Origin of the sequence: Pseudomonas sp. 1912-s (assembly GCF_029269205.1) — a bacterium.
GTDB lineage: Bacteria > Pseudomonadota > Gammaproteobacteria > Pseudomonadales > Pseudomonadaceae > Aquipseudomonas.
Genome location: NZ_JARIXR010000020.1, coordinates 114,442 through 125,865, shown reverse-complemented (window position 1 = coordinate 125,865; position 11,424 = coordinate 114,442). Strand labels below are relative to the sequence as shown.

The following is an 11,424-nucleotide window of genomic DNA, read 5'->3' as shown; positions in this document are numbered from 1 at the left end:
CCAGAGCGGGCACGGTCCAACTGTAGGAGCTGGCTTGCCTGCGATGGCCTCGCCTCGGTGCATCTGAAAAACCGAGTTGTCTGCATCGCAGGCAAGCCAGCTCCCACAGAAAAGCAGAGCTGCATCMGTTTCAGATTTGGTTTTCGCTYTGGCTTTTGATCTGGCTTCTACCACTCAAGCCGGCCTGTAGGCCGCTGTGCTCTTGCTTTTGATCTTGATCTGACTGCCCCAATAAGCCCGAGGCCGAACGYAGGGATTGAGGAGCGGGTAAACCGGCAGGACGCCGGTTTAGCCGCGACGGGGCAGGGACGCCCCGTCGCGGCGGCCCGCGGAGCAATGCCGGAGTGAGGGAACACCGAGCCTTAGCGAGGTGCCGACAGGCGGGGCAGAGCGTTTTGGTTACTTTTGCGCTTTTCAAAAGTGACCCGCTGTAAGAGCGGAACCATAAGCAGCCGTTACCTAAATAACGGATATGTACTCCCCCCCAACAACTGCTCAGCGCCGCCTAGCGAACAATCTTGTCCACCTGAATCCCCAGCTTCTTCAACCGGTACCAAAAGCTGCGCTCGGAAATCCCGATCTTCTGGGCCGCCGCAGCCTGCACCCCGTTGCTCTCCTGCAACGCGGCCATGATGTACGCCTTCTCCACCTCGGCCAGCGCCGCGTCAAGATCCTGGGGCACACCCGGCCCGTTGCTGAGTATCGCGCCCACGCCGTCTTCAGCCGGTTTGGAAGCAAACAGATACGCCGGCAAATCAATGTCCTCGATCACCGGCGTCGCCGCGACGATGGTCGCCCGCTCCACGCAGTTTTGCAGCTCGCGAATATTGCCCGGCCAGGAATACGCCGCCATCGCCTGCAACGCCTCGGGGCTGAAACCGGTGATGCGTTTACCGGCGGTGGCGCTCAAGGTCTGGGCAAAGTGCCGGGCCAGCGGCGCGATGTCTTCCACCCGCTCACGCAGGGCCGGCAGGGGAATCGGGAATACATTCAGGCGGTAGTACAGGTCTTCACGAAATTCTTTGTTGGCCACCGCATCCAGCAAATTCTTGTTGGTAGCCGCGATCACCCGCACATCCACCTTGCGCTCGCGCGGGTCACCCACCGGTTCAATCACCCGCTCCTGCAAGGCCCGCAGGATTTTCGCCTGCAACGCCAACGGCATGTCGCCCACTTCATCGAGAAACAACGTGCCTTTATCGGCCTGCATGAAGCGCCCGACCCGGTCCGCCACGGCGCCGGTGAACGCGCCCTTGCGGTGGCCGAACATCTCGCTTTCCAGCAAGCCTTCGGGAATCGCCGCGCAGTTGACCGCCACAAACGGCTTGTCGGCGCGGTTGCCGTGTTTGTGGATGGCTCGGGCGACCATCTCTTTACCGGTGCCGCTTTCGCCCGTCAGCAGCACCGTGGCGTTGCTGTCGCGCACCGAATCCACGGCATGCAGCACGCGGCGAAAGGCCGGGCTATCCCCCACCAGGCTGTCGAACTGGGCGTGTTCATCCAGCTCGGCACGCATGCGCGCGTTGTCGCGCATGATGTCGCGAAACTGCAGGGCCTTGGCCACGGTGATGTCCAGCTCGTCGATGTCGAACGGCTTGGCAATGTAGTCGTAGGCCCCGTTGCGCATCGACTGCACCGCGTTTTTCACAGTGCTGTAGGCGGTCATCACGATGACCGGCAGTTGCGGATAGCGCACCTTGATTTCCGCCAGCAGCGCCGGACCGTCCATGCCGGGCATGCGCCAGTCGCTGATCACCAGGTCGATGTCTTCCTGCTCCAGCACCTTGAGCGCGTGCAGGCCGTTGCCGGCGGTAAATACCTGGATCCCACTCTGGCTCAAGGCCGACGAGAGCAAGTCACAGAGCTTGGGTTCGTCGTCGACTACCAATACGTTATGCGTCATCACCATCCTCATCATCGCCGTCGTCGTCACCCTGGGCCGGAATGTACAGGCTGAAGGTGGCGCCGGCATCTTTCTCGCTGACACATTCAATGCTGCCGTCATGACTTTCCATGATCGAGAAGACTTTGGCCAGACCCAAGCCCGTACCCGAGGCCTTGGTGGTGACGAATGGCGTGAAGATCCGCTCGATCATGTCCGGCGGAATACCCTCGCCGGTATCGGCGATGCTGATCACTGTGTTGCCGCCCACGCTGTGGATGCCCAGGGTCAGGCGACCGCCGCCAGGCATCGCGTCGATGGCGTTGAGAATCAGGTTCAGGCAGGCCTGCTTGAGCTGCTTGGCATCGGCATAAATCGTCGCGCCGGGGGCCTGGTCATCGATTTGCGCATCGATGTTATGGGTCGACAGCTCAGGCCCGCAGAAGCCGAGGATTTCCTCCACCACCGGCCGTGCCGCTTGCACTGTGCGCAACGGCGCGCTGGGTTTGGCGAAGTCGAGGAATTCGGTGATCAGGTCGTTGATCCGGCTGACCTCGCTGATCACGTATTCGAGGTGACGCTTGTCGGTTTCCGGCAAATCGACGCGGCGGTGCAGCAACTGGGTCGCGGTCTTGATAATGCCCAGCGGGTTGCGAATTTCGTGGGCCAGGCCCATGGCGACCTCGCCCAGCGCATGCAGGCGGTCGCGGCGGCGCAGCTGCGCCTCCAGGTGATGCAACTCGCCGAGGCGCTCGGTCATGTGGTTGAAGGTGCTGCTCAGTTGCGCCAGTTCGTCGCCGCCGCTGACCGCCACGCGATGCTGATAGTTACCCGAAATCACCGCGCTGACGCCTTCGGACAAATCCCGCAGCGGGCGGGTCAGGCGTTGGGACACCAACATCCCGGCCGCCAGGGACAAGGCCGAACTGAGCAGGAAGATCAGCACGAACAGGTTGCTCTGGTTCACCAGGCCCACCAGGCTGGTGTGCCGCAGCAGGCCACTGAAAATCACCCCTTGCAGCTCGCCGGCATCGTTGAAGATCGGCCAGTACAAACCGCTGTAGTTATTGGTGAACTGTTCGCTGGGCTGCTTGGTGCTGCGCAGCGCGGCTTCGATATTCGAAGGAATCCGGTTGGGGTGATCGACAAAGCGCTGGGTGGAGAAAATTTCCGAGAAACCGGTGGGGTTGGCCAGGTACAAGCGCAGGTCCAGCGAGTGCACATCGGCCACGCTGGTCAGGAAACTGCTGTCCAGGTACGTGGCCACCAGCAGTTGATAGTCAACGCCGTCCTCGCTGGTCTCGAAGGTCGACACCACCACGCCGGTGGTCACGCCAGCCACCTCGACCGTCTGCAACACCGCATTACTGGCCAGGTTGATTTGCTTGACGATGTCATCGGCGGCCGTGCTGAAGACAATCTTGTGGTCACTGCTGCGGATCAGCGCGACCACATCGATGTCGGTGGCGGCGGCAATGTCGGCGGTCAGTTTGTCGTGCTTCTCGGCCTGGCGCGACGACGGCGGCTTGGTGTAGCGCAGGAACAGCTGGGCGACCCGGGCGTTGTCGTGGAGGATGTCGCCGATCTCGTCCTTGACGATCTTGGTCGACTCCTGCAGCCAGATCCGCACGTTGCTGTCGAAAATCTGCGACAGCGTTGTGGCGGCCAGCTCCGCCGCGATCATCGTCGGGATCACGGTCACCAGCCAGAACGCCAGCACCAGCTTGCGCTGGACGCTCCAACGCGAAATGGCAAAGGGGCGGGCTTTTTGGCGGGTCTTGTTGATCATCAGGTTTCGCTTATCGCAGCAGCCATGGCAGGGTCGGATCGATCCGGTCGGAGAAACACTTTTGCAACGAACAGCGCACGGTTGACCAGCCAGTTGCGGTGGCGGAAAAACATACTGTTGCCCTGGAACTCGCAGCCCAGCAGCAACTTGCTGGCATAGCCGGCCTGACCGCACTCATACAGCGCAATGTCATGGCGAATACAGTAGTCGATATTGGTTAACCAACTGCGCACCGCCAGGCTGTATTCGCGGCTGTAGTCACTGTCTTCGCCGAAAAACTTGTCAATCAGGCGATCCTGGTTCAGCAGGATCAGGTTGAACGCCACCAGTTGCTCGTCCACCCAATAAAGCACACAGACCGCACGTTCTTGCAGCTGTTCAAGGATACCGGTGAAATAGCCCGCCGGCAGTCGCTCGAACTGCAGGTCGGAACGTTCCAGGGTGGCCTCGTAAAGCGCCATGATGCGCGGCAGTACGTCGTCGATATTACGTCGCCACTCAATGCGAGGGCCAGGCGCACGCAGTTTGCGGCGCAAGTCCTTGCGGGTGGCTTTGTCCAGGGAACCCAGGTAGGCGTCCACTGAACCGAAAGGAATCGGCAATAATGCCGTGGGCAGGCTGGGCATGCTCTGGAAACCCGCGCCAAGGCAGCTGTTTGACCAGCCTTCGTCCTTGGTCGGTGCATCCTTGACCGCCACCAGCCCGACGCCGAACGCATCGGCATCCCGGCGTGCGGCGGCGAGTAACTGCGCAAGCAACGCCTCGCGCCCGGATTCGGCAACATGACTGGCGACACCCGCATTGCACTGTTCCGCCACCGGCGAGCCGATGGCATACAGGCCCAGCTTCAAAACACCCGGCCACAGTCGCTCCAGGCGCTCGGTAAAGCGCTTGCCTACGCCCGACACCGTGGTGTCGAGGCGATAACGCGTAATGAACGCCGGCGCGACCGCCACCAGCGTTGCCTCGTCAAACACCGCGAGATACCGCCACTGAAAATCATCAATGGCGGCATTTTCCACGGCCACGTAATAGTCCCAATCCTCCAGGGCATCGGGAAAACAGTCGTTCCAGGCACTGCGTTCGATGGCCCGAATGGTCGAAAAGGCTTGGGCGGTGATCACGTCAAATCCTTAGGGTTCAAGCCAGCTGTCGATAATCTTCAGGTGCCTCTGTGGCGTGTGCGTGTTGCCCGACAAACTCGGCGCTCAACTCGATCACCCGGCGGTATTGCAGGTCGACGGTGATCATGTGGTAGCAGTTGTCCAGCAGGATCTTGGTCACGGGGCCGCCGAGGTGGCGCTCCACGTAATCGGCGTTCCAGCGGCTGGTGATGTCATCCTCGATGGAATGCAGTACCAGGGCCGGGGTCTTGATCGATGGCATGAGCTTCTTCACCACGGCATTCATCCAGTGCAACTCGCGCACCGTGACGCCCTCCATGGTCAACAGCCCCGCTTCGCTGCTCTCCCCTTCCTTCATCTGCCGCTCGACGATAGCCCGCAGGCGCTCGTTCTTGATGCCGTAGGGCGGCTTCTCAGTGAAGCGGAACAGGCGCACACCGAAGGGAATACGGATCAGCAACGGCGTGATGAACGCCATCTTGTTGATGCTCCAGCCGTCGTACTTCAACGTGGTGGAGTACATCAACAAGCCGGCGACCTGGCCGGGAAACTGCGACGCCACGTACATCGACATCACCGCGCCCATCGACAAACCGCCGACAAATACCTGCTCGTGGCGCTGCTTCACGCCGACGAACGTCTTGCGGACGCCTTCGTACCAGTCCTGCCAGCCAGTGGCTTGCAGGTCGCTGTTGTCCCCGCAGTGGCCGGCCAGGGTCGGCACGTACACCGTGCAGTTACCGACCTTGGCCAACCCCTGGGCCACCCGACGGAGTTCCGTCGGGGTGCCCGTCAGGCCGTGGATCAACAGGATCCCCACCGGACCGCTACCGAGAACGAAGCCGGCATCACCTTCACCGAGGTCGATCTCGTGGCTGATCACCGTTTGGTCGCTCGCACAAGCAGTTGCTCGAGCAGCTTCAGGCCCAGGTCGATTTCCGGGTAGCTGATTTCCAGGGACGGTGCCAGGGTGATCACGTTTTTGTAGTAGCCGCCCACGTCGAGGATCAGGCCGAGTTTCTGACCGTCAACCACCATGTCGCCCTTCATGCCTTCCTCGACCATGTAGTCCAGGGTGGCCTTGTCCGGCGTGAAGCCGTCCGGGGCGCAGATTTCGCAGCGCAGTGCCAGGCCCAGGCCGTCGACGTCGCCGATGATCGGGAAGCGTTTTTGCAGCTCTTGCAGGCCGGCCAGGAAGTATTTGCCCTTGGCCATGACCATCGCGCCGTAGTCGACTTCGCTGGTCATCTTGAACATTTCCAGACCTACCGCGGTACCCAACGGGTTGGACGCGAAGGTGGAGTGAGTGGAGCCTGGCGGGAAGATTTTCGGGTTGATCAACTCTTCCCTGGCCCAGATGCCGCCCAGCGGGTTCAGGCCGTTGGTCAGCGCCTTGCCGAAGACGATCACGTCAGGTTTGACGTCGAAGTGTTCGATCGACCACAGCTTGCCGGTACGCCAGAAGCCCATCTGGATTTCATCGACGACCATCAGGATGCCGTGCTGGTCGAGGACCTGCTTGAGCTCGCTGTAGAAGTTCATCGGCGGGATCACGTAGCCGCCGGTGCCCTGGATCGGCTCGACGTAGAAGGCCGCGTATTCGCTCTGGCCGACTTTCGGGTCCCACACACCGTTGTATTCAGTTTCGAACAGGCGGGCGAACTGCTGCACGCAGTGGCTGCCGTATTCTTCCTTGGTCATGCCTTTCGGGCCGCGGAAGTGGTACGGGAACGGGATGAAGTTGGCGCGCTCGCCGAAGTGGCCATAGCGGCGACGGTAGCGGTAGCTCGAAGTGATCGAGGACGCGCCGAGGGTACGGCCGTGGTAGCCGCCTTCGAACGCGAACATCAGGCTCTTGCCGTTGGTGGCGTTACGTACCACTTTCAGGGAGTCTTCGATGGACTGCGAACCGCCCACGTTGAAGTGCACGCGACCGTCGAGGCCGAATTTTTTCTTGGCGTCGACTGCGATCATTTCCGACAGCTCGATCTTGCCTTTGTGCAGGTACTGGCTGGCGATTTGCGGGAGGGTGTCGATCTGCTGTTTCAGCGCGTTGTTCAGGCGCGGGTTGGCGTAACCGAAGTTAACGGCCGAGTACCACATTTGCAGGTCGAGGTAAGCCTGGTCTTCGGTGTCCCACACGTAGGAGCCTTCGCAACGGCTGAAAATACGTGGAGGGTCGATGTAGTGAACGGTGTCGCCGTAGGAGCAGTACTTGGCTTCTTTATCCAGAAGAACCTGGTCTTCTGCGGTGGCAATACGGATATCAGACATGGTGGAAGAGTTCCTGATTGTCGGAAGAGGTGCTGAAGGAGGTGGCGTTGGCGGCGATGCCCTGAGGCAGCTTGGCCAGCAATGCCGGCAGTTCGGCGAAGGTGTCGAACCGCACGTAGGGGATGTTGTTGGTTTCGCAGTAGTCGGCCAGGCTGGCCTTGGCGAAGACGAAGTCGGCGGTGGAGGCCACGCACATGTCGGACTTGCCGTCGCCGATCACCAGCACGCGCTTGTTACGCGGGGTGGACTTGCACTTGCAGTTGCCGGAAGCCGCGCGGCAGGCGTCGCTGGAATACGGGAAGTCGATGCGCCAGCTGTTCTGGTCGACCTGGCGCAGACGGTTGGCGAGGATCGGCAACAAGGTCACGTAGTTGCGCGACAGAATCCGCGCGATGCCTTGTTCGATGCCATCGCTGACCACTTCAATGGAAGCGCCGAGGCCCATGACATGGTCGACGAAATCCGGGAAGTCCGGGTCGATCTCGACGCTGTCGAAGTAGGCCAGCAACTCGGCGGGAGTCGCCTTGATCAGCGCCAGTTGACGGCTCAGGCATTCGCGCGAACCGATGTGCCCATCCAGCCATTCCTGTTCGATGGTTTCCCACTCGGGGCCGGCGAAGCGTTGGAGGACGTTGTCGATGACGTCGGTGGGGGTGATGGTCCCGTCGAAGTCACACACGATATGCCAGTGAATCATCTGCATTTACCTATGAAGTAGGAACGCGCTGTTGCGCTTGCAGGGGATAGAGCACGGAGTGTGCCAAGTGCCAGCAACCCCTGTTTTCAAGGGGTTTGGCGGATATCGGCGTGTGGTTGTGTCGGAACTGGCTACAATTTTTGTAGCTTGCTACAACCTAGATGAGTGCTTGCCTAAGGCAGGGTGTTTGCGCGTTCATGCGCGCATGTTCACAAAAGGAAATGGCTCCATGTTCAGGGTTACTTTTGCTGTATTCGCCGGTTTGCTGGGGCTGTGGGGTGTTTCCGGCGCTGCGCTGGCGGACGGGATCACCGGCGAGGTCGGCGCGGGCGTCAGCTATCAGCCCCATGATCCGACGGGCAGCCGCTACGAAACGCGGCCCATTCCTTACTTCGATCTGGATTGGGGGAGTGTCAGCCTGGGTACCGACGATGGGCTGACCTGGAGTGCCCTGAATACCCAAGGCTTTACGGCCGGGCCTTATATCAATTACCTGCCGGGGCGGACTGCCAACGGGTCGTTGCGGGGCCTGCGGGATGTTTCGGACATGGCTGAGGTCGGGGGCTTTATTCAGTACGCACCGGCTGAGTTCTGGCGGGTGTATGCGCAAGTGGGCCAGGCCGTGGGCGGTGCGCGGGATCAAAGTGGCGTGGTGGGCAAGCTTGGGGGTGAGCTGGGTTATCCGTTGGGGAGCGGCATCATCGGCAGCACCGGCTTGATGGCGCACTTTGCCGATGCGCGTCAGGCGCAGACGTTTTTCGGGGTGGATGCGAACGAGGCGGCGGCTTCGGGGTTTCGGCCTTATAACGCCAGTGCCGGGTTTCAGAACCTGACGTTGACGCAGAGTTTTGAGTTTCCCCTGGATGCGAAGTGGTCGCTGTTGACCAGTGCCAGCTGGATTCACCTTGTTGGTTCGGCGGCCAATAGCAGCATCGTCAAGGAAACCGGGGATGTGAATCAGGGGCAGGTGCAGACTGCGATCAGCTATAAGTTTGATTGAGCTGGGGGTATATCCGTTTTTTGGGTGATGGCTTCGATTGGTTCCGCTCTTACAGCGGCTCACTTTTGAAAAGCGCAAAAGTAAGCAAAACGCTCTTGCCCCACCACTCGGCACCTCGCCTAGGCTCGGTGTGCCCTCACTCCGGCTTTGGACCGTGGGCCGCCGCGATGGGCCATCCTTGGCCCAGCGCGGCTAACCCGGCGTCCTGCCGGGTTACCCACGCTCCAAAGCCTGCGTTCGGCCAGCGTGGTTTAACGGGGCGCCTAAGATCAAGATCAAAAGCAGATCAACAGCACAGCGGCCTACAGGCCGGCTTGAGTGGTGTGAAGCAAAGGCAACATCAAGATCAAAATCTACAGCGGGCACGGTCAAATGTGGGAGCTGGCTTGCCTGCGATGCAGACAACTCGGTACATCAGACACACCGAGGTGATGCCATCGCAGGCAAGCCAGCTCCCACAGAAAAGCAGAGCTGCATCCGTTTCAGATTTGGTTTTCGCTTTGGCTTTTGATCTGGCTTCTACCACTCAAGCCGGCCCGTAGGCCGCTGTGCTCTTGCTTTTGATCTTGATCTTGATCTGGCTCTGACTGCCCCAATAAGCCCGAGGCCGAACGCAGGGATTGAGGAGCGGGTAAACCGGCAGGACGCCGGTTTAGCCGCGACGGGGCAGGGACGCCCCGTCGCGGCGGCCCGCGGAGCAATGCCGGAGTGAGGGAACACCGAGCCTAGGCGAGGTGCCGACAGGCGGGGCAGAGCCCTTTGGTTACTTTGGGCTGGGCCGGCATTCCGGCTTTTCCAAAGTGACCCGCTGTAAGAGCGGAACCAATAGCCGCCGTTACCAAAAAAACGGATATGTACACCGATCAGCCTTTGGAAGCCTCACTGATAATCTGCCGAATCGCCCCGACAAACGCCTCAGCCGGCTGCCCACCACTCACCGCATATTGATCATTAAACACAATGGTCGGCACCGAGCTCACCCCGCGCGACACCCATAACTGCTCCTGCTCCCGCACCTCGGCCGCATACTCATCCGAAGCCAGAATCTCCTCTGCCCGCACACGATCCAGCCCAACCCCCTCGGCAATAGCTGCCAACGTCCCATGATCAGACGGATTCTGCTGGTCAGTGAAATACGCCTTGAACAACGCTTCCTTCAGGTTGTACTGCAACCCCTCAAGCCCGGCCCAATGCAACAGGCGGTGCGCATCAAAGGTGTTGTAGATCCGGCTCTGCCCGTCAGTGCGAAACGCAAACCCCAACTCCGCCCCCATGTCGCGAATCCGCGCGCGGTTAGCCTGGGATTGCTCAGCCGTAGAGCCATATTTCTCAGTGATGTGTTCAGTAATGTTCTGGCCTTCAGGCGCCATGTTCGGGTTCAGCTCAAAGGGCTGGAAATGAATCTCGGCCTGCACCTCCGGCCCCAACTGGTCCAGGGCTTCGGTCAGCCCGCGCAGGCCGATGATGCACCAGGGGCAAGACACGTCGCTGACGAAATCGATTTTCAGGGGAGTACTCATGACTAGGCAACCTCGCTGGCTTCAAACGCCGGAAAGGTCCCACGATACACCCCGTTACGCCCTTACAAAACCTTGGCGGGCGTCACCGCGTCGATCTGCGCCCAATGCGCCGCATCCTCGCGATGGGCCTGCAGGTACGGCAATACCGCCGCCAGCAACGGCGCCTTGAACGCCTCCTGGAAACGATGGGCCAGGCCCGGGATCAGCCGCAACTGGCTGCCCTGGATATGCGCCGCCAGATGCACGCCGTGCATCACCGGCAACAGCGGGTCGGCGGTGCCGTGCACCACCAGCGTCGGCACCCGCAGCTGGTTCAGCAACGGCACCCGGCTGGGCTCGGCAAGGATCGCCATGATCTGGCGCTTTACACCGTCGGGGTTGAACGCCCGGTCGTAAGACTGCGCCGCCTGTTGCAACAGCACCTTGCGGTCATCCTTCACATAAGGGCTGCCCAACGCGGCCAGCAGGTCGGCCTGTTGTTCCAGGGCCACTTCGCGATTGGGTGCGCTGCGCCGCGACAACAGTTGCACCAGGGCCGCACTGGGGGCGGGCAGGCCTTCGGCGCCGGAGCTGGTCATGATCAGCGTCAGGCTTTCCACCCGCTGCGGCGCCATGGCCGCCAGGTGCTGGGCGATCATCCCGCCCATGCTTGCGCCCAATACGTGGAATTGCTGGATGTGCAGGCCGTCCATCAGCCCCAGCGCGTCGTCGGCCATGTCCGTCAAAGTGTAGGGCGCCGCCACCGGCAGGCCGAGTTTGTAGCGCAGCACTTCGAAGGTCAGGTTGGCGCTGGCGGGCGCCTGGCGCCAGGTGGACAGGCCGACATCGCGGTTGTCATAACGAATCACCCGAAAACCCTGCTCGCACAGGGCAACCACCACTTCGTCCGGCCAGTGGATCAACTGCCCGCCCAGGCCCATCACCAGCAGCAAGGCAGGGTCGGACGCACGCCCGATACTCTGGTAGGCGATGCTTACCTGAGCCAGGTCGACCGTTTGGGTCGGGACATTGACATCACATCGAGACGCCGCAAAAGACGGCAGGCCGAACAGTAAAGCGGCCAGTAAAAACAACACGCGCATGAAAAACACCGAAACGCAGAACCCCAGTAGAGCGCGAGTCTGATGAAGTTTGTTCA

General features: G+C 60.9%; 9 protein-coding genes. 1 reads left to right on the top strand and 8 read right to left on the bottom strand.

The genetic code is table 11. The annotated features are described in order from the left end of the window. Window positions 1-505 precede the first annotated feature (505 nt). The 6 genes from P3C29_RS22820 to P3C29_RS22795 are packed head-to-tail and all read right to left on the bottom strand — an operon-like array spanning window position 506 to window position 7,766. Complete coding sequence (locus P3C29_RS22820; protein ID WP_010170201.1) at window positions 506-1,903, bottom strand: sigma-54 dependent transcriptional regulator; 1,398 nt, start codon at window positions 1,901-1,903, stop codon at window positions 506-508. Beyond that, window positions 1,893-3,671 carry a HAMP domain-containing sensor histidine kinase gene (locus P3C29_RS22815; RefSeq protein ID WP_169386205.1) on the bottom strand — a complete coding sequence of 593 codons (1,779 nt, stop codon included), beginning with the start codon at window positions 3,669-3,671 and terminating at the stop codon, window positions 1,893-1,895. The genes P3C29_RS22820 and P3C29_RS22815 overlap by 11 nt, the downstream gene beginning before the upstream one ends. Continuing rightward, window positions 3,671-4,795, bottom strand: a complete 1,125-nt coding sequence (locus P3C29_RS22810; RefSeq protein ID WP_275965503.1) for a GNAT family N-acetyltransferase — start codon at window positions 4,793-4,795, stop codon at window positions 3,671-3,673. Before P3C29_RS22810 ends, P3C29_RS22815 begins: the two co-directional genes overlap by 1 nt. Window positions 4,796-4,811: 16 nt before the next feature. Further along, window positions 4,812-5,678: an alpha/beta fold hydrolase gene (locus P3C29_RS22805; RefSeq protein WP_201125260.1), complete on the bottom strand. Its 867-nt coding sequence runs from the start codon at window positions 5,676-5,678 to the stop codon at window positions 4,812-4,814. Further along, entirely contained in the window at window positions 5,675-7,069 is a 1,395-nt protein-coding gene (locus P3C29_RS22800) for an aminotransferase class III-fold pyridoxal phosphate-dependent enzyme (RefSeq protein ID WP_201125261.1), read from the bottom strand. Before P3C29_RS22800 ends, P3C29_RS22805 begins: the two co-directional genes overlap by 4 nt. Beyond that, window positions 7,062-7,766, bottom strand: coding sequence for an MtnX-like HAD-IB family phosphatase (locus P3C29_RS22795; RefSeq protein WP_010170212.1), 705 nt, complete (start codon window positions 7,764-7,766; stop codon window positions 7,062-7,064). The genes P3C29_RS22800 and P3C29_RS22795 overlap by 8 nt, the downstream gene beginning before the upstream one ends. Before the next feature lie 229 nt (window positions 7,767-7,995). Here P3C29_RS22795 and P3C29_RS22790 point away from each other — a divergent pair, with 229 nt between their 5' ends. After that, a complete protein-coding gene (locus tag P3C29_RS22790; RefSeq protein ID WP_010170213.1) occupies window positions 7,996-8,766 on the top strand; it encodes a MipA/OmpV family protein in 771 nt (256 codons plus the stop codon). Between the two features lie 863 nt (window positions 8,767-9,629). On the opposite strand, the gene P3C29_RS22785 is transcribed toward P3C29_RS22790, so the two are convergent. Both P3C29_RS22785 and P3C29_RS22780 read right to left on the bottom strand, forming a co-directional pair. Further along, a complete protein-coding gene (locus P3C29_RS22785; RefSeq protein ID WP_201125262.1) occupies window positions 9,630-10,286 on the bottom strand; it encodes a DsbA family oxidoreductase in 657 nt (218 codons plus the stop codon). Window positions 10,287-10,348: 62 nt separating this feature from the next. Then, complete coding sequence (locus P3C29_RS22780; protein ID WP_201125263.1) at window positions 10,349-11,368, bottom strand: alpha/beta hydrolase; 1,020 nt, start codon at window positions 11,366-11,368, stop codon at window positions 10,349-10,351. Window positions 11,369-11,424: the final 56 nt, after the last annotated feature.